The following is an 18,053-nucleotide window of genomic DNA, read 5'->3' as shown; positions in this document are numbered from 1 at the left end:
TTGATAGATTAATTAGCCGACCAAGTTTTCACCTGATTTTTACCATGACTTTTGGCTTGATACATAGCTTCATCAGCATATCTAATTAACTGCTTAGGTGTTTGTGTATGGTCTGGAAAGAGGCTGATCCCAATACTTAGAGTAATATCGCAGATTTTATCATCTAGTTTGTAGGATTTACTGCATTTGGCTAGTATTTCTTTAGCAATGGCTTCAGCAATATCTAACTGTTCTAATTCCTTAATTAAGATAACAAACTCATCTCCGCCGATGCGATAAATACAATCTTGTTTTCTCACATGCTGATTAAATCGAGCCGAAATGCGCTGTAGTAGTTTGTCTCCAATATCATGACCATGGGTATCATTTATGCGTTTGAATCCATCTAGGTCAATAAATAGTAAGGCTAAGTTTTTGCCTGACTTTTGGTGAGCATCCATCAGGGGCTGTAAATTATCAAATAGCTTTTTACGATTATAAAGTCCTGTAAGAGGGTCTGTAATACCAGCACGTCTATGGCCTTCAATAGTGCGGTAAATCCAATACAAGAAACCTAACAAGGTAACCACAGTGATAACTAGAATCGAGGTGATGATTAATATTTGAGATTGTATTGTCTTATATTCAGCCTCGGTCTCAACATAAGCCGTAGAAAGCTCATCTAGCAGAAGTGTTAACAATAAAGTGTGTTCTGGGTTATAAAAATAATCCTTAGCTTGGTTGGATAAAAGGACTTTATCTTTGAGTAAACCAAGGTGTAGATTAACCGTATTAAAGGCCTTTTTCTGATCCATATCGCATTGGTTACAAGTGTCGTAACCTTTATGCTGCTTAAGTTGAATGTTTTGGTTTAAAGCAACATAAATAGAAACTTGGTACTGGGCATAGGCTAAAAATTTTAGAAATTCATCATCATCTTGATAGGTCTCATGTAATGAATACAAAAGGGTGTCCAAGAACTTAAAAGAGTTACGAGTGATGGCAATATCGGAAAGATAGTCATTCATAAGACGTTTTTTTTCTTTACTCAGCTTATTAAGCTCGATGCCAATTTTTTGCAAAGGCCCTTGAATACTAGAAGACATTTGTAAAAACAGATCTAGCTCTTCTTGGTAATCCATTGCCGCCTGATTGACAAGATCATAATGAGGGAAGTTATTGCTATGGATGCGATTAAGCTCGAAATTCCATTTTGCATCAGCAGATCTAAGTTCTACCACCTGAAAAATACTATTCTGGATATCCATTGTATCTTTCAAGTCAGAGTAACGATTGTAAGTACCATAGATGGCTAAAATAATGGCCAAACTCAATAAAACAAAGATAAGAGGTAGCTTAATTTTTTTCATAAGCAGTTGGCTCTGTCAGGCTATTGAGAGACTCTAAAAAAGCTTTAATTTGTTTGATCTCGGTATTAGTGAGAGTTTGTCCAAGTTGATATTGGGCCATAATTTTTATCATAGACTCTAGTGAATCTACTGATCCATCATGTAAGTAAGGTGCTGTTTTGGAGACGTTCCTCAAGGAAGGGACGCGTAACTTCTTAGCTCTGTATTTACCATCTGCTCCCATGTAAGGAGCAACAACCCCAAGTGACTGAAATAAGTTTCCGCCCACATTGGCTCCTTGGTGGCAGGAAATACAGCCATAGTTTTTAAATTTCTCATAACCATATTTAGCGGTCTGACTAATTGCTTGCTCATCACCCAATAAGTATTCATCAAATTTTGAGGGCACGACGAGGTTGGTTTCGAAATATAAAATGGCATCAAAAATAGTCGCTTGCGAAATCTCACCCTGATAAACCTGCCTAAACTGAGGTGTATAGTTGGTGTCCTCTTTGAATGATTTAACCGCTCTAGGCCAGTTTGTACCCATTACTTTAGGATTAGCAAGCACACCAGCGAGATGTTGTCCTAAGCTGCTAAACTGCCCCTGCCAACCAACATAAAAATTCTTACTGGTATTAAAAATAGTCGGGGAGTTGGTTGCAACATTTGCTCGGATTTTTAGCTCATCATCGCCACCCATTTTTAAATCATGGCAAGTATGGCAAGAGGTATCATTATTCAAAGATAAGCGTGTGTCTTTAAACAAGGCTTCGCCTAGCTCAAACTTTTTTAGGTCTAGGCTTTCAACTTTGAAAATTGGCGAGATAGGCTCGTTAGCCCAACTGTTATGCATACCAAAGCTAATCAATAAGACGATTAAAGCGAAGAGTTTCGAATAAAACTGTTTAGCAAATAGAATCAATATATCAATTCCTAGGGAAATCTTTTTTATATTAGAAATTACTAAAATCAATATTTCAAGATAAGTCTGTGGTTTTAGACCATTTTTAATTACGATATGAGAATGATATTTACTTCTCATACTAGAGTGACGAAATAATAAACCTATCTAGAAATACACTATTAAATTATATCACTAAAACAGAGTTCCATTTTCAGAGTATTGTTGTTCAAATGTAGTGCTTTAAGTTGGCCCTTGTAAGAGGGCTAGATGCCTTCATAAATTAATCATGTGATAGGAGATAGAATGAAATTTCTGCTTTTTTTAGGCACCTCAAGAGACAGCTCTCCGCCAAGACCAAAACGCCTCGGTCAAAGGGTTGCAAAGGCTTGTTTTCAACATTTTGAAAACAAGCGCGGTGAAAGCCAATTGCATGATGTGGAAATAGAACTGGTTGATGTATTGGATTATCCGCTAGAGTCAGTTTTCAAACCTCACTTTTCCTATGCCAAAGGCAGATCACCAAGAGCATTAGATGAATTGGCTGAAAAAATACAAGCAGCCGATGGCTACATCATGGTGAGCCCAGAATACAATCACTCAATGAGCCCCGCTTTAGCTAACTTGCTTAATCACTTTGGTAGTTCACTCTTCTCTTATAAACCTAGCATTATTCTGACCTACTCTGCCGGCCAATGGGGTGGCGCAAGAGCCGCCGTTAATATGCGTACTTACTTAGCCGAACTTGGCTGTTTGCCTGTTTCTGCCATGATACATATCCCAAAAGCGCAAGAGGTCTTCACTCAAGAAGGGGCTTATGAAACCAACCAGAGTGAAGCTGAGTGGAGAGGTTATTTTGATAGAGGCTTTTCTCAATTAATCTGGTGGGCAGAGGCGTGTAGGGCGCAAAGAGGGAAACAAAGCCCTAATGATTCTTTTGTGATAAACCCTTCTCAGAGGAATGCTCCCTCTGATTAATTAAGCCTGCTATGCTCGCAACGATTTAGGGAATTGATTTCGTTTAAATCGATAAAGCAGACCTGATAGTGTTTTTCTTTTTAATATTTTAACAGTGTTTTCATCCAAATAAGCAGGGCGTCGTATTCCTCATGTCTTTGAGCCTTATCTCGGGTGATGAGGTAAAAAGCCGCCTTTAGTTTTATTTCGATGTCAGCTAAGGCAATGAGCTCGCCCTTTTCTAGTTCGTGTTTTGATAAGGGTAATATGGCTAACGTAATACCAAGTCCTGCTTTAGCTGCCTGTATTCCTGCTTCATAGGAATCAAAATAATCTGACTCTATCGTCTTATATTCAGCTTGAGTAAGTTTGGTTTCTGATTTGAAGTAATGCCACCAATCATCATATTCTGGGCGGCAATGAATCAAATTTTGCGCTTGCCAGTTTATTTCACCAACAAGCCCTTTTCGCTCAAAATAGTCAGGTGAGCAGGCGAGAATAAGATAAGCAGGGGAGATTAAGCGAGCATTAACATCTGGTTTTGCTGTAAAGCGAATTGCGGCGTCTAGAGTATTTTTTTCGAGAGATACATAACTCTCGGTAGTTTGAAGCGCTAATTTGGTATTAGTGTTATTGAAAGCTGCTAGGTTTGGGATGAGGTGCTGGTTAGCAAGATAGGCGGTTGTGGTGAGCTTTAAAAGTTGTTTATCTTGAGTGGTGATAAAATTTTGAAAGCCTATCTCGTACTCCTGAATCACATGTTCAGCAAGGGCTAAAAAGTTTAAGCCTGATGAGGTTAAATTAAGTTGCTTCTTATCTCGATTAAATAAGGAGATAGTCAGATGACTTTCTAAGCTCTTTATTTGTTGGCTAATCGCGCTGGGTGTCAGGTGTAACTCAAAAGCGGCTTCCTTAAAGCTCATGTGCTTAGCCGCCATGACAAAGGTTTTAAGGTATTGGATGGGCGGTGCTTTTTGCATATCCATTGAGCGAACTTCCTGTTGAGTTAGATTTTCTAATCTCATCATAAAATAAGATCGTTTGTATCTAAAGCTTGAAGGCTTTTATTATCTTTATTCGTAGGTTCCCTAGACCCAATTCAGATAATAAAAGTGCAAAGGAGTTTAAATGCCAGATAACTACGTCACATTCGAGCAAGCTAAGTCTCTTACAGGTATCAAGCTGCAAGTGATAAAAGGTATTCCTAGTCCTTGGAGTGAAGCCGCTAAAGCCATTTTAAATTTGAAAGCGATTCCTTATATCCCCGTTGCCTTTGATGCCTTTAATCCTGAACAGCAAACTTGGTTTGAGGCTGATAATGCGCCTTCTTTAAAACCTGAAAATGGACCTGCTTTAAGTGATTGGCTAGACATACTTAATTTTTCAGAAGCTTATTATAAAAACAGCTCTCAAGATGAAAGCAGCTTATTGCCACGAGATAACGCAGAGAGGGAAGAGCATCTTGCTTTATGCCATACGCTTTGTAGCAAGCATGGTTTAGGTTGGCAACGCCGCTTGCAAAGTGTTCACTTAGGTTTAAATGAAGCAGGTGGTTTCCCCATCAAGATAGCTCACTATTTAGCGGAAAAATACGGTTACCAAGCTGAAGATGCCGCTTTGTATGAATCTGAGATTATTCGTATATTGAACCTATTAACAACAAAACTTAAGCAGAATTCTTTATCGCTTCAAGCACAAAAAAACGATGTTAAAGTAAGAAATGACAGCACAAACCCCATTCATTATTTTGGAGAGGGCCTCACCGCTCTAGACATATACAGCGCTATGTTCATGGTCTTTTTTAAGCCTTTGAGTGAAGAGGTTTGTTCTATGTACCCGAGTATTCGAGCTGCATTTGAAACTTATCCAGGAGCAGTAGCAGAGGCACTTGATCCGATTCTTTTCAGGCATAGGGATTATGTTTTTAACGCTTATTTGTTATCGAGTTAAATCTGCTGTGTTTAGTGATATTTCGTTACAGGACGAGCGCACAATACTCATTTATCTCGATGAGGCAAAATCCTTTATACTTGGGGCTGTTTGAGTAGCTTAGTTTTTTGTGTCTGTTGAAGCGCTCATGAAATGTTGAACTGTAGGAATAGAATGGAATTGAATCAGGTTATTTTTGATGTACTCATGCTTTTAGTGAGCTTTGTCGTGGCTGGGTATGTGTTAGTGTTGCTTGAAAAATTAGCGCAAAAGAACAGTACTTTCTGGTATGTGAAAATGTTGCTGCTTATTTGTGTTGTTTCTTTGCCTATTATCTTTATCGAAATTTTTAACGGCAACTTTTATACGACTCTTATGGCTGGTGCTGGCTCGGCTTACTTTTTGTTTAAAGGCGAGGCTTTAGGGAGGCTCCCTGAAGAGGAAGAAAAACCTTCATAAATGACGGTTTGTTATAAAAGATTGAAGTCTTTCTCAATTAAATAACGATATAAGAACTTGTAAATAAAAAGGCGAACCTTGATTCAAGGTTCGCCTTTTTATTATTAATGCTTTTATCGCAACGCTTACTTTGTTTCTTAGATAAAGAACTTAAGCTGTTAGTGTTGCTTGTACAGCAGGCATTAGTTGGCTCTTACGAGACATCAAGACTGATAGGTACATCAAGTTAGCTTCAGTTGTCTAACCATATGCCGCAGCGGCAAGTTCTGCTTTATCTTCATGTTAACCTCGAAAAACTCGCAAGCACCTGTCGAAATGAAAGTATTTAATATTAGATTGATGAGAATATTAGACTTATTTAGTTTTAAAATATAATGTGTCTGATTTTAGATTAGGGCATTTGAATTGTTCTATAAGAATGATAATCGATTAAAACTAAATATGCTGAAAACAATTATTACAATTAGTACCTTTTTCTTTAGTAAGTTAGCTTTTTCTGAAACGGAAGAGGCATGTCAGATATTTTTTAACTCATCTCAAGTTTATAACCTTGACTCCCTAGATAAAAATCACAGAGTGAATAGTGCTAAAGGCAAAACCATTCGAAAAATTAATTTTTATTTATTAGATGTCTTTGATGAAACAAACGAGGATGAGAATAATTCAGTTTTTCGTTTTTTAAATAAAGTACATGTAAATACACAAGAATATGTCATCAAAGATCAATTGCTTTTTGGTGAAGGAGAAATTGCACAAGTTTCAACACTCGTTGAAACTGAAAGATTACTCCGTAAAAAGCATTATTTGACAGATGCTTTTATTCTCCCTGAAAAGGTGTGTGGTGATTTAGTTGATATTGCCGTTATAACAAGGGATACATGGGCACTAGAGTTAGAAGCCTCATTTGGGGAATCAGGCGGAGAAACAAACACAGGGATTGGATTTAAGAGCGGTAACTTGCTTGGTACTGGCAATTTGTTGACTGTTGAACATGTAACAGAAAATGGCCATAGTAAAATTGTAACTAAGACCCAAAACCCAAGTTTGTTTGGGTCACGTTTTTCCTCTGCCGTTGCTTATGCAGACACCTCAGATGGAGAGGAAAAGCATCTAACCCTTAATCGACACTTTTATTCATTAGACGCTAGATGGAGCTTTGAATCCGCGTTTACTAGTTCTGAGTTATTAGAAAGTGAAAAGCATTTAAATGGGGCTACTGGAAAATATTTTGAAAAGAATGGTTTATTAAATATCGCCTATGGGTTCTCAGATGGGCTTATTAATGGAGAGGTTACTAGATATTTCTTTGGGTTAACTCAGGATAAATTTGAATTTAGAAATGCCTATAATACAGAAGGTTATTTACCTGATAATAGGATAAGAAATTATGGATGGGCAGGAATAAAAACGATTGAAAATAAATATGAAAAATTTAGAAATATCCATCAAATTCAAAGAACAGAAGATATACAGTTAGGTCAAGAATTTGATTTAAAATTTGGTATAGGCCCAAAAGGGTTAAACAACGAAAAAGCATTTCTTCGCTCAGATTCATCTTATGAAAACACAATTAGTATTGGCAAGCATCATTTAACAAAAGTGGGTGTTTCATATGAGGGCAACTATTTAACAGAATCAAGGAAGCTAGAAAACTTTATTGTTGGAACACGGCTAGATTATTACCATTACCTTAATCAAAATCAGCGTTGGTACGCGGGCTTAAAGTTTGATAAAGGTATTGGTTTAACATCAGATCAAGCTTTAACATTTGAAGATAAAACGATAGTAAGAGGTTATCCAAGCTATCATCAAAAAGGAGACCGAAGACTTTTGGCATCTCTTGAGCATAGGCGTTTTTATAATACGCACCTTTTCAATATAGTAAGAGTCGGGCGAGTTTTTTTTGCTGATGTCGCAAGAGCTTGGAATAGTGAAAACAAATCTGAATCACGCCTGCTGTCGGATATAGGTTTTGGGCTAAGGTTTAGTTCAAGCAAGGTAAGAGTTGGCAATGTTGCCCATTTAGATATCGCAATCCCCCTGACAGATAAATCGGCAGTAGATAGCTATCAGTTCACTTTAAAGGCTTATCACAGGTTCTAATACAGAGTGGCTTTCAAACTACAAAAAAGGCGAACCTTGATTCAAGGTTCGCCTTTTTATTAGCACTTATTTATAACAAGGCTTATTTTACTCCTTGGTACAGTAAACGCTTAAGCTGTCAGTGTTGCTTGTACAGTAAACGCTTAAGCTGTCAGTGTTGCTTGTACAGCAGGCATTAGTTGGCTCTTACGAGACATCAAGCCTGGTAGGTACATCAAGTTAGCTTCAGTTGAATAACCATATGCCGCTGCGGCAAGTTCTGCTTCTGCATCAGAGTAGACAACTAGGTGAGCATTTTTGGTTTTAGTATCAACAATCGCGAAGAAGATGAAATCTAAACCTTGCTTGGCTTTTTCACCTTCCATTTCAGAAAGAAGGTCTGCTTTACGTTCTAAAAGCTGTTCTGGAAGTAGCGTTTCTGCGACACCAAAACCCACTTTCTTGCCGTTGATTTCGTAGTGTTTGAAATCGCCTTTTAGTACGTCATAGGTAGAAACGTCCGCTAGGTCTGATTTAGCTTCCATCATTTTTTGGCCGAAGTCATATAGATCTTCGATGCCTGCGATTTTAGCGAGCTTTTCAGCGTATGGCTTGTCGACTGGGCAAGTGGTTGGTGATTCAAAAATCAGAGTATCAGACAAGATGCCTGCTAGAAGTACACATGCTGTTGTTGGGCTCATTTCTTTACCCATTTTTTCAAAGCGATCCGCAAGAATGGTAGCCGCGCTGCCCCAAGGGCGAATATCAACAGATACTGGAGTATTGAATGTAATTGGCTGATCTTGGATCGCGTGGTGGTCGATAATGGCAACGATATCGCTATTATCAACGTCTTTATGTAGTTGTGTTTTTTGGTTGAAATCAACTAGACCGACTTTTTGGCCTTCAACTTTAGAGATTAGTTTAGGTACTTCAACGCCACAGTATTCAACAACAAAAGCGGTTTCTTTGTTTAACTCGCCGGCGCGACGTGCTTCGCCACCAAATAATTCAGCTGCACCAATTGCTGATCCAATGGTATCGCTGTCAGGGCTAAGGTGGCCTAACCATACTAGATTATCTGTTTCGTTGTTTTCTGGTGATTCTAAGTCAAAAAAAGCCATTTCTTACCCTATGTACTGCCCTAAAGCGGGAATGTTTAAAAATTTGAGCAATTATAAGCAAAAAACACGCTTTTGGTTAGACAAATTTTGCCTTGTTCGCTTGGAATTATGACGACTTTATTGCGACTTTAGTCTTGTGTTTTCTGCTTTGCTTTCTGTTATTGGTTCACATTCTTCTTAATTGGGGTTCAACTATAGAAGATTATTTTGGTTGTTGTTTATTCTGTATATAAGGTTGATTTGTAGTGATTTAATCTAATTATAATTTATTTAATAGCTGATATCTCTAGTTATAGATTAAATATAAGTAGGTTATTCTTTTGAAAAATTCCTATACTGATATTAGAAATTTACTCCTGCTCTGAGCAAGTCGCTGTTACTAAGCGCTTCTTAGATAGGTTCTTGTAGCAAATAAAAATAAGTCGTTAGGAGAATAAGTATGTTAATCGGTGTCCCTAAAGAGATTAAAAACCATGAGTATCGTGTTGGTATGGTGCCAGCGAGTGCCCGCGAGCTTATCAGCCACGGTCATCAGGTAATGATTGAAACGAATGCAGGTAGTGGTATTGGTTTTAGTGATGAAGATTACCGAGCGGTAGGTGCGACGATTAAAACAACAGCAGAAGAGATATTTGCTGAAGCAGACATGATAGTGAAGGTAAAAGAGCCGCTAGCAGAAGAGCGTGCGAGACTTCGCCCAGATCAAATTTTGTTTACTTACCTTCACTTAGCGCCAGATCTTCCACAAACAAAAGATCTGATTGCCAGTAAAGCGGTTTGTATTGCTTATGAAACCGTAACCAGTGATAACGGCAGTTTGCCGCTATTAGCGCCTATGTCTGAAGTGGCAGGCCGTATGTCTATTCAAGCTGGCGCGCAATGCCTAGAAAAATCTAACCGTGGCCGTGGTATGTTACTCGGTGGCGTACCGGGTGTTTCTCCTGCAAAAGTTGTGATTATCGGTGGTGGTGTAGTGGGTTCTAATGCTGCACAAATGGCCATTGGTATGGGCGCAAATGTGGTTATTCTTGATCGATCAATTGATGTTTTACGTCGTCTTGATGCCCAGTTTGGTGCTCGTCTTGAAACAGTTTACTCAAGCAAAGACGCTCTAGAAGAACATGTTTTATCTGCTGATCTCGTGATTGGTGGTGTTCTGATTCCGGGTGCCGCTGCACCTAAGCTTGTTACTGAAGATATGATCAAACGTATGAAGCCAGGTTCTGCTGTTGTTGATGTTGCTATCGACCAAGGCGGTTGTTTTGCGACATCTCATGCGACAACACACGCAGAGCCAACCTACATTGTTGATGATGTTGTTCATTACTGCGTAGCGAATATGCCAGGTGCTGTGCCAAGAACCTCTACCTTTGCCCTAAATAATGCCACGCTTCCATACATTATCGCGTTAGCAAACAAAGGCTATAAAGCAGCTTTGGCTGATGATGCGCACTTGTTAAATGGCCTCAATGTACATAAAGGCTTGGTGACTTGTCGCAGTGTTGCAGACAACCTAGGCTTTGAATATGTAGACCCTGAAGAAGCATTAGCTCTATAACCTGAGTCTAAAGGTTTAATTTAACGTTTTTTAAGATTTTGAGCTCACTGCCATTTTATTATGGTAGTGAGTTTTTTTTGCTTTGTACCTCCTTCTTTTCAATGGTTTCTTAGCTTAGCTTTTTAGTCATAGGCCAGAATTTTTCTCTCCACTTGATCAGCAAAACTTGACCCTTTTTATAAGCTCTAATATAACAAGACCTCCCATGAAATGAGGTCTACAGAGTCATAGACTGAGCTTATCAAGTTAGTTTAAGAAATATGAGATAAGCTTAAATGACTCAAAAGAGGAACAAGCGCTATGTTAATCACCATTGCTCATTTTACTTATCCTTATGAAGCTCAAATAGCTTGGTCTAAATTAGATGCTCTTGGTGTGCCCGCTTACATTGCTGACGAGCATACAATCAATATGCAATGGTTATATTCGAACGCATTAGGTGGCGTACGTTTACAAGTGAAAGAAGAGGATGAACAGGCTGCTCTTTTAGCCTTAGCAGAAGATCTTGAAACTGAGTTAATGCAACAAGAAGGCTTTGACGCTGAGCTGTGCCCTGTTTGTGGTAGCTCTAATACTGAGTTTTATCAATTCGGTAAGCGTTGGGCATTTTTAATTTTTTTAGGGTTGGACTTTCCCTTATTTCCCGTCAAAGACGGTATTCAGTGTCGTGATTGCGGTACTAAAAGTAAAATAGATGGACCAAGGTGAATTAGTGTTATCTATTTTACTTAATCAAATACTTCTTCCTCTTGGTACAATAAATCCATTTATATTGTTTGATAAAAATGAGAAGCGGATTTTTCTATTAATCAGGTTGTAAACCAACCTTGGGGAAGTACCATAACTTAGCATCATCGAGGGGGGTATCTTCTGGTAAAAAGGGGTTTTCTAAATGAATAAGCTTGCGTTCTGATAACTTTGCTTTTTGAATTGCTACATGATTGTACTTTAAAAAAATACGGTCAAATGATCCATCAGCAATCATTCTCTTTAGACCAACTTCAATTCTTAGAGCAAGGGATTCATTATTCTTTGAGGTGAAAAAGTAATAAGGCCACGGGTAATAGATAGCAAAACTTTTTTCGATGGCTAGTTTGGGGTTGGCTTCCCCATAGATATCTAACTCTTTATAAATCTCATTGATGCCCCTAGGAAAAAGATCAAACCTTTTAGGAGCAATCATTTTGAATAAAGACTGATAGGGAGCTTGTTCTACAATGATATCGCTGTTTTCGTAGAGACGAATATCGCCCCAGCCCATTCCTTGGCCTATATGGAAGGCTTTTAGATCTGTGATTGTTTGTACCTGATTAAACTTGGCTTGCTCATCTTTATGAATGAAAGAGAGCCTGTATCCAAGTAAACCTTTACGTAAAGGAATACGAATAACTCTTAAGTTTTCTTCTTTTTGCGGGGAAGTAGAACTCCAGATTACATTAACTTTATTTCCAGACTTTACTTCGTGAAGCAATCTAGATTCTGTCATGTCACTTGCAGAGGATCTAAGTTGATAAGAACCAAAGTCTGTTTGGGTTTTAAGCATAGCAATGTCAAGAATCTCAATGAGGTCTTCAAAACGAGAACTTTGCTCTTCTTTAATATAAGGGTGAGTAACGATTTCTTCTGCGAGGGCTTTTAAATTTATGAGGCAAAAACCTAATACAATAAAGCTTTTATACATTATGAATACCAAATAATGCTTTAATCAAACATGTTGACTCTCATTGAGTAAAGCGTGATTTTACCTAGGTATATGGTTCGTCCAATTAATGCTTACTTCTATTATCCTTAAGGTTTATACCTAACTTGTTAGTTTTTATTCTTGTCTAAATTAGATTTTACTAATGTGGAACAAGGTATCACTTTTTATTTTTCCTGTCTTATTTTTTTCTTATTTGAGTTAATTTTTACAAAAAGCTTTCAATTGTGTCTGGCTTTGCTTAAGACTCATATGTCCAATAAAATACTTGTTTTGGGCGTTAACTTTTTAGCGTTTTTTTAGGATGAATTTGGAGAATTAGGTGTCAAAGAATAAGGTTCTGTTTGACCAAATAAGTCGCTATATCAAGGGAAAAGATGCCAATAAGCCGCACTTGTTTGAATCTGTTTTTAGCCAAGATGCTGTCTTAAAAATGATGGTTCAATCCGATAATATTTCCTTTCCGGGAGAGGTGAATGGACTGGATGCCATTACTAAAACACTGTCCAGTGAATTCAATTTAGCTTATGAAAATATCTATACCCTCTGTTTTCTTAATACCTTTAAGCAAAGCGAGAACCTAATAAATTGTCATTGGTTAGTGGGGATGACAAGTAAGGAAACAGGTGAGGTGAAAGTGGGTTATGGGGATTACCATTGGACCTTTGAGCTAGAGAGCGAACATAAGGTCAGTAAGCTCATCATTCTCATTGAAGATATGATTGTGCTGCCAAAAGAGCAGTCATCAGCCATTATGAATTGGCTCGAATCAGGTACTTATCCATGGGCAATGACTGCAGCTACGTTAGAAACCATGCCAGATATTGAGGCCTTATCAGGCGTTGTAACTTTTTTAGAGAAGCTTTGATAACCTGTCTAATGAAGAATTTCGATATTGTCTTTATTGTTAGGGAATTGAGCATGCTAGAGGCCTGTTTAGCTTAATACTCACTAAAGATCTGCTTTAGTGAGTCATTTAAAGTGCTTAAGTTCATTTGGCGAACGATGTTTGTTCCGAATTTGATAAGGCGGTGTTAATCGAAGCAACATTAGGGCTTATCTTATCTAAATAAGGAATGACCTTATCGATAAGCGTTTGTTGGTGTTGTTGGATATCTTGCTGTCCCCATAGGGCAATCTCTTCTCCAAGTTTATCTACTACTGGGCTGCTTTGGCCGCTTAAGGCTTCTATCACGGCAAGCCCACAAAAAGGTACATAACTTTCTGAGTAACCGCCTTCGTGAGAATAAACGAGACGACCCTGACAAAGACGTTCTGCCGCTTCCATCAGTTGTAACGTCATAATGCGATAACAATCTGAATTCACTATCATGGGGCCAAGTGGGTCTAGCGCTGCGGCATCAAAGCCACAAGCGACGACAATCAACTCTGGCTGAAAATTATTAAGCGCAGGCAGAATAACTTGTTCCATCACTTCAAGGTACGCACCATTACCACAGCCTGCGGGAAGTGGTACATTGAGATTATAGCCTTGGCCTTTGCCTGTTCCGTTTTCTTCCAGTGAACCTGAGTTCACAGGAAAATTATTGTCATGGTGAATTGAGATAGTTAATACATCATCGCTTTCATAAAAGGCGTCTTGGGTGCCATTACCATGGTGAACATCCCAGTCGATGACAGCGACACGCTTTACGAGTTTTTTCGCTTGGGCTGCCATAATTGCAATAGGGATATTACCCAGAAGGCAAAAGCCCGACCCCTCATGAGCTCTTGCATGGTGTCCAGGTGGTCTACCTAATGCATAGGCATTTTTAACCTGACCAGTCATGACAGCTTCAATCGCTTTCATCGTCATACCTGCTGATTGTTTGGCGATATCAAAGCCACCTTGCGCAAAAGGAGCCCCATCTCCAGCATCACCTGAGCCTTGAGCGCTGGCTAAAGTGAGGTCAGCAATATATTCAGGAGTATGAAAGCGGATAAGGTCTTCATACTCGGCTGGCGCCGCTTTTAATTCTGCTAAACCTTCAAGCACGCCACTGACTTCAAGTAGGTTTCGTAATCTTCGCTTAGTTTCAGCGTTTTCTAAGGCTTTGTCTGGCTGAAAATAAATACCAACATCGTTATAAATAGATCTTGGGCCTGGATCATGCCACATACAAATTTCGTGATATAGGAAGCCTGTGTTTTTTTTCATTATAAATATCTCTTAGTTTGGTTAGGCCATTAGATAAAAGAGTGCAGCAGACATCGCAGCAGCAATGGCGGCATAAGGTAGTTGTGTTAATGCGTGACTATAAGGAGAACAACCTGCTCCTTTTGAGGTAATCACAGTAGCATCACCAAAGAAGCATGCATGGCTACCAAAAACACCAGCAGAGATAAGTGCTCCCATTGTCATTGGAATATTGGCATCAAGGGCTTGGGCTAATGGGAAAATAACGGGTAGGGCGATAGCGTAAACACCCCAGAATGACCCTGTGGTAAAAGCTAATATTGAGAGTACTAAGAAGGTGATCGCAGGCAACCATACGGCGTCCATAAAAGGTACAACTTGATCTAGTACATAAGGTGATAGACCCAGTTCATCGTTTACCCTTTGTAGTACAAAAGAAGCCAGTACCACTACCATAGGTTGAATCATGGTCGAAAAGCCATCGAGAATTTGGTCGACTAACTTACCAAGAGTACCCAGTTTTTGGCTGATAAAAAGTGGTACGGTAAAGACTAGAGCGAAAACAATACCGTTAAGTGTGTTGTAATCGAAGTACCAAGTAGCCACCATAAATGCGACGAGAGGCAAAATAAAGTTACGTATTTTTGGGTTAGTAACAGCGCGAACTTCAATTTCATCTTCTTCAGGTAGCTCACCATTGGCGGCGTTTGCCTCGGCTTGTTTCATCGCCCCAAGTTTCGGAATCCAACCCATGCTAACAAAGGGCACCATGAGTACAGCTATCCAAGCGTAAAAAATATAAGGAATCAAATCCAAATAACCATTAAAGCCAGTACCTTCAGCAAAAACACCATTAGCTTCAAATAAGCCAATTAAAAAAATCGCCCATGTAGAAATAGGTACAAGCACACACATAGGTGCTGCGGTTGAATCCACCACATAAGCAAGCATTTGTCTGGAAACCTTATATTTGTCACTTAGTTTCTTCATGGACGAGCTAACTGCAAGAGCATTAAGGTAATCATCCACAAAAATCACAAGCCCCATTATCCAGCTAGCAATCAAGGTTTGAGATCGGTTTTTAGCATATTTGCTGACCCAATTACTAAAGGCAAAGGTACCACCAGAGTAATTTATCAGAGCAATTAAGCCACCAACTAAAAAGGTAATGCTAATGATCCAAGCGGTAATGCCATCGCTCAATACTTGAATGTTGGTATCTATCATGCGTTGAAAAATGTTTGCAGGGTCAAGTAATAAGAAGCCGACTAGGCTACCAAAGAGAAGTGATTCGATTGATCTGTGGGTAATGATGGCAGAGACCAAAACAGCAATAACTGGTAAGAGTACAAACCAGCCATAGTCTTGTTCGACAATGGTGCTATTTCCATAAAGGGCGAGGCCCATAGTAAAAATTGCAAAGCCAAACTTGAGTAGGTGTTTCAAGTTAGCTCCCGACCTTGTTGGGGTTAATTCGGCAGTTTTCATAGTGTTATCCTAATTCTTAGATTTATTATTATTGGCTTAAGATAAGCTTCCCACGCTAAATCAAAGTAAACGATACCCTTATTTCATTAGGCCAGTGTCTTAATGAAAGCTATTGCTGGTAATTCTGCAAATTAAGGATAATGATCATAGGAAGACTGCAATATAAGATTGAATTTGAGAGGCTGTTTATCTTATGGAGTTTAGAAGCATAGAGTGGCATAAACAAATCGCAGATATGATTGATGCGATCGGGTGTTCTGCATTTCCAGATGTGATCATTGATGTAATTAATGAGGTAGTGCCTTACAACCAAATCGTCATTATTTGTTATCACAAAGGTAAAGCACCGGTTTTTTGGCATTCTAAGGTCCCAGAGAAGCGTAAGAAGGCGGTTTTAGATCAATATTTGAATGGTTGTTACCTACTTGACCCTTGGTTTCATGCAGCCCAAAGAAACTTGCCACAAGGTTTGTATTTACTAAAAGATATCGCGCCAGATGATTTTTTTGCTAGTGAGTTTTACCGAGAATACTATCAAGCGATCAAGATACAGAACGAAGCTGTTTTCGCTATTGCTCTAACTGATGATATTCAGATTCAAATCTCAATGGGGATTATGGAAGATGAGGTCTCAGAGCAAACCTATAATAACTTGCTGGCGATTTCCCCAGTGATTTTTTCAACTGCTTATAAGCATTGGAGTAAGACGCTGAATTTGGACCCAGAAATCAGCCAAAGAGCCGCGATTATTCATGAACACGTTTCCCACACCTTTAAAACTTTTGGTAATCCCGTTTTAACTGATCGAGAAAGGGAAGTAGCGTTATTAATTATTCGAGGTTATTCCTTTAAAGCCATTGCCGAATTACTCGATGTGGCATTTGGAACGGTTAAGGTTCATTGCAAAAATCTTTATAAAAAACTAGATATTAACTCCCAATCTGAACTTTTTTCACTTTTTATTGATGCAGTAAATTTCTTAGATATTGATGAAATGTATGACCCAAAATAGAGGTTTTACCCTTTAACTTAGAACTTTCATTTAATTCTTTGACGCGCAATTTTTTCGCGAAAAATATAAAAAAACCAATTTCCATACAAAATTTTGTCATTTAACTGACATTACCCTTTTAAATCGTGCAAAAAATAGACATCTACATATTACGAAATTGTGATTTCGTTCTATTTTTGAACGTTATTCTTGACCAAATGGTAAGAATTCTTTTTTCTTGCACAATTGGTCAGGATTATTGCTTGATTTGTAATCAAATGTGAATGCAAAATGATTGCCGCTTTTTGGATACAGTGAAAATCTAACGGTTTTCTATCAGTGATGTTGTTACAAATTGGATTTGCTCCTAAAGCTAGAAAAATATTTATAAAAATTAATTAAACACTCTTGGGAAACTTCTAATGCGTAAGAATCTTTTAGTTTTAGGCGCTGCAGCTGCTCTTTCAGCACCTGCTTTTGCTGCTGATTACACAGATGGCGATATCCATAAAAACGATTACTCTTGGTCTCAGTTCAACCTAATGTATTCGGATGGCGAATTGCCAGGTGAATCTGATCATGACTATATTGAAATGGAATTCGGTGGCCGTTCAGGCATTGTTGATCTATATGGATACCTAGACATCTTTAACATCACATCTGATCAGGATAGCGACAAGCAATCTAACGATAAAATGTTCTTGAAACTTGCGCCACGTTTCTCTCTAGATGCTATGACAGGTAATGACTTATCTTTTGGGCCAGTAAAAGAAGTTTATATCTCTACTTTGTTTAACATCAGTGGTGGTGTTGATGCAGATGGTACAAGTGATGTAAATAACTACTTTGCAGGTATTGGTGCAGACGTTGAAGTGCCTTGGTTCGGTAAAGTAGGCGTAAACCTATACGCTTTGTATGATCAGTCAAATAGACAAATGAATGGTTATCAGTTCTCGACTAACTGGTTCAAACCATTCAAACAATTTGATAACTCTTTCATTGCATACCAAGGTTACCTAGATTATCAGTTTGGTATGGACAACGATGTAACTCTTGGTGATGCAACTTCTGGTGGTGCTATGTTTAACGGTATCTACTGGCATTCAGACCGCTATTCAGTTGGTTACGGTCTGAAAAGCTACAACCAAATCTATGGTATCGAGAACGGTGCTTCTAATGTGAAATCAACAGGTAACTCACACTACGTTGCTTTTACATACAAAATCTAATTCTGATTTAGATTTTGCTTAATAGGTAGAGAGGTTACCCTTTTCTTTTTTACCTATAAGCACTTTAAAAGCCTTGCTGATAATATCAGCAAGGCTTTTTTGTTTTTTTATTTAGTAATTGCCTACTAATAAATGCAAAGCTCTGGTGAATATTTGCACCATAGAAAA

General features: G+C 38.5%; 16 protein-coding genes. 9 read left to right on the top strand and 7 right to left on the bottom strand.

Annotated features, from left to right (window positions below):
• Positions 1–8: 8 nt before the first annotated feature.
• The gene (locus Q0A08_RS09300) at positions 9–1,349 is read right to left on the bottom strand and encodes a diguanylate cyclase domain-containing protein (protein WP_438466579.1); all 1,341 of its coding nucleotides are present in this window, start codon (positions 1,347–1,349) and stop codon (positions 9–11) included.
• The gene (locus tag Q0A08_RS09295; protein ID WP_438466577.1) at positions 1,336–2,253 is read right to left on the bottom strand and encodes a cytochrome-c peroxidase; all 918 of its coding nucleotides are present in this window, start codon (positions 2,251–2,253) and stop codon (positions 1,336–1,338) included. The genes Q0A08_RS09300 and Q0A08_RS09295 overlap by 14 nt, the downstream gene beginning before the upstream one ends.
• Before the next feature lie 285 nt (positions 2,254–2,538).
• On the opposite strand from Q0A08_RS09295, the gene Q0A08_RS09290 reads away from it, so the two are divergent.
• Positions 2,539–3,210 carry an NADPH-dependent FMN reductase gene (locus Q0A08_RS09290; RefSeq protein WP_438466575.1) on the top strand — a complete coding sequence of 224 codons (672 nt, stop codon included), beginning with the start codon at positions 2,539–2,541 and terminating at the stop codon, positions 3,208–3,210.
• Positions 3,211–3,290: 80 nt separating this feature from the next.
• On the opposite strand, the gene Q0A08_RS09285 is transcribed toward Q0A08_RS09290, so the two are convergent.
• Positions 3,291–4,175 (bottom strand): LysR family transcriptional regulator, encoded by an 885-nt coding sequence (locus Q0A08_RS09285; RefSeq protein WP_438466573.1) that lies wholly within the window; start codon positions 4,173–4,175, stop codon positions 3,291–3,293.
• Positions 4,176–4,317: 142 nt separating this feature from the next.
• Between Q0A08_RS09285 and Q0A08_RS09280 the strand changes: the two genes are divergently transcribed.
• From Q0A08_RS09280 to Q0A08_RS09270, 3 genes are all read left to right on the top strand, one after another.
• A complete protein-coding gene (locus tag Q0A08_RS09280) occupies positions 4,318–5,139 on the top strand; it encodes a glutathione S-transferase N-terminal domain-containing protein (protein ID WP_438466571.1) in 822 nt (273 codons plus the stop codon).
• A 153-nt stretch (positions 5,140–5,292) separates the two neighbouring features.
• Positions 5,293–5,577 carry a hypothetical protein gene (locus tag Q0A08_RS09275; protein ID WP_438466569.1) on the top strand — a complete coding sequence of 95 codons (285 nt, stop codon included), beginning with the start codon at positions 5,293–5,295 and terminating at the stop codon, positions 5,575–5,577.
• 405 nt (positions 5,578–5,982) lie between these two features.
• A complete protein-coding gene (locus Q0A08_RS09270) occupies positions 5,983–7,680 on the top strand; it encodes a hypothetical protein (RefSeq protein ID WP_438466567.1) in 1,698 nt (565 codons plus the stop codon).
• Positions 7,681–7,823: 143 nt separating this feature from the next.
• Here Q0A08_RS09270 and Q0A08_RS09265 read toward each other — a convergent pair whose 3' ends face one another.
• Positions 7,824–8,783 (bottom strand): manganese-dependent inorganic pyrophosphatase, encoded by a 960-nt coding sequence (locus tag Q0A08_RS09265; RefSeq protein WP_438466565.1) that lies wholly within the window; start codon positions 8,781–8,783, stop codon positions 7,824–7,826.
• A gap of 439 nt (positions 8,784–9,222) precedes the next feature.
• Between Q0A08_RS09265 and ald the strand changes: the two genes are divergently transcribed.
• Positions 9,223–10,341 (top strand): alanine dehydrogenase, encoded by a 1,119-nt coding sequence (gene ald / locus Q0A08_RS09260; RefSeq protein WP_438466563.1) that lies wholly within the window; start codon positions 9,223–9,225, stop codon positions 10,339–10,341.
• Positions 10,342–10,641: 300 nt separating this feature from the next.
• Complete coding sequence (locus Q0A08_RS09255; protein WP_438466561.1) at positions 10,642–11,049, top strand: DUF2007 domain-containing protein; 408 nt, start codon at positions 10,642–10,644, stop codon at positions 11,047–11,049.
• A gap of 97 nt (positions 11,050–11,146) precedes the next feature.
• Here Q0A08_RS09255 and Q0A08_RS09250 read toward each other — a convergent pair whose 3' ends face one another.
• Complete coding sequence (locus Q0A08_RS09250; protein WP_438466559.1) at positions 11,147–12,022, bottom strand: amino acid ABC transporter substrate-binding protein; 876 nt, start codon at positions 12,020–12,022, stop codon at positions 11,147–11,149.
• A 340-nt stretch (positions 12,023–12,362) separates the two neighbouring features.
• On the opposite strand from Q0A08_RS09250, the gene Q0A08_RS09245 reads away from it, so the two are divergent.
• Positions 12,363–12,908: a hypothetical protein gene (locus tag Q0A08_RS09245; protein WP_438466557.1), complete on the top strand. Its 546-nt coding sequence runs from the start codon at positions 12,363–12,365 to the stop codon at positions 12,906–12,908.
• Between the two features lie 123 nt (positions 12,909–13,031).
• Here Q0A08_RS09245 and Q0A08_RS09240 read toward each other — a convergent pair whose 3' ends face one another.
• Both Q0A08_RS09240 and Q0A08_RS09235 read right to left on the bottom strand, forming a co-directional pair.
• Entirely contained in the window at positions 13,032–14,198 is a 1,167-nt protein-coding gene (locus Q0A08_RS09240; RefSeq protein ID WP_438466555.1) for a class II histone deacetylase, read from the bottom strand.
• A gap of 21 nt (positions 14,199–14,219) precedes the next feature.
• Complete coding sequence (locus tag Q0A08_RS09235) at positions 14,220–15,665, bottom strand: Na+/H+ antiporter NhaC family protein (RefSeq protein WP_438466553.1); 1,446 nt, start codon at positions 15,663–15,665, stop codon at positions 14,220–14,222.
• Between the two features lie 193 nt (positions 15,666–15,858).
• Between Q0A08_RS09235 and Q0A08_RS09230 the strand changes: the two genes are divergently transcribed.
• Positions 15,859–16,677 (top strand): helix-turn-helix transcriptional regulator, encoded by an 819-nt coding sequence (locus tag Q0A08_RS09230; RefSeq protein ID WP_438466551.1) that lies wholly within the window; start codon positions 15,859–15,861, stop codon positions 16,675–16,677.
• Between the two features lie 401 nt (positions 16,678–17,078).
• Positions 17,079–17,885: an outer membrane protein OmpK gene (locus tag Q0A08_RS09225; protein ID WP_438466549.1), complete on the top strand. Its 807-nt coding sequence runs from the start codon at positions 17,079–17,081 to the stop codon at positions 17,883–17,885.
• Positions 17,886–18,053 lie beyond the last annotated feature (168 nt).

Origin of the sequence: Marinomonas sp. PE14-40, from assembly GCF_051623805.1 — a bacterium.
GTDB lineage: Bacteria > Pseudomonadota > Gammaproteobacteria > Pseudomonadales > Marinomonadaceae > Marinomonas.
Note: the sequence above shows the minus strand (reverse complement) of the source record. Positions and strands in the feature narration are given on the sequence as shown.

What these genes read in the sequence shown, in the direction of transcription:
- Q0A08_RS09240 (WP_438466555.1), bottom strand. Translation starts at nt 14,198, where the DNA reads ATGAAAAAAAACACAGGCTTCCTATATCACGAAATTTGTATGTGGCAT.
- Q0A08_RS09250 (WP_438466559.1), bottom strand. Translation starts at nt 12,022, where the DNA reads ATGTATAAAAGCTTTATTGTATTAGGTTTTTGCCTCATAAATTTAAAA.
- Q0A08_RS09300 (WP_438466579.1), bottom strand. Translation starts at nt 1,349, where the DNA reads ATGAAAAAAATTAAGCTACCTCTTATCTTTGTTTTATTGAGTTTGGCC.
- Q0A08_RS09235 (WP_438466553.1), bottom strand. Translation starts at nt 15,665, where the DNA reads ATGAAAACTGCCGAATTAACCCCAACAAGGTCGGGAGCTAACTTGAAA.
- Q0A08_RS09225 (WP_438466549.1), top strand. Translation starts at nt 17,079, where the DNA reads ATGCGTAAGAATCTTTTAGTTTTAGGCGCTGCAGCTGCTCTTTCAGCA.
- Q0A08_RS09255 (WP_438466561.1), top strand. Translation starts at nt 10,642, where the DNA reads ATGTTAATCACCATTGCTCATTTTACTTATCCTTATGAAGCTCAAATA.
- ald (WP_438466563.1), top strand. Translation starts at nt 9,223, where the DNA reads ATGTTAATCGGTGTCCCTAAAGAGATTAAAAACCATGAGTATCGTGTT.
- Q0A08_RS09275 (WP_438466569.1), top strand. Translation starts at nt 5,293, where the DNA reads ATGGAATTGAATCAGGTTATTTTTGATGTACTCATGCTTTTAGTGAGC.
- Q0A08_RS09290 (WP_438466575.1), top strand. Translation starts at nt 2,539, where the DNA reads ATGAAATTTCTGCTTTTTTTAGGCACCTCAAGAGACAGCTCTCCGCCA.
- Q0A08_RS09280 (WP_438466571.1), top strand. Translation starts at nt 4,318, where the DNA reads ATGCCAGATAACTACGTCACATTCGAGCAAGCTAAGTCTCTTACAGGT.
- Q0A08_RS09265 (WP_438466565.1), bottom strand. Translation starts at nt 8,783, where the DNA reads ATGGCTTTTTTTGACTTAGAATCACCAGAAAACAACGAAACAGATAAT.
- Q0A08_RS09285 (WP_438466573.1), bottom strand. Translation starts at nt 4,175, where the DNA reads ATGGATATGCAAAAAGCACCGCCCATCCAATACCTTAAAACCTTTGTC.
- Q0A08_RS09230 (WP_438466551.1), top strand. Translation starts at nt 15,859, where the DNA reads ATGGAGTTTAGAAGCATAGAGTGGCATAAACAAATCGCAGATATGATT.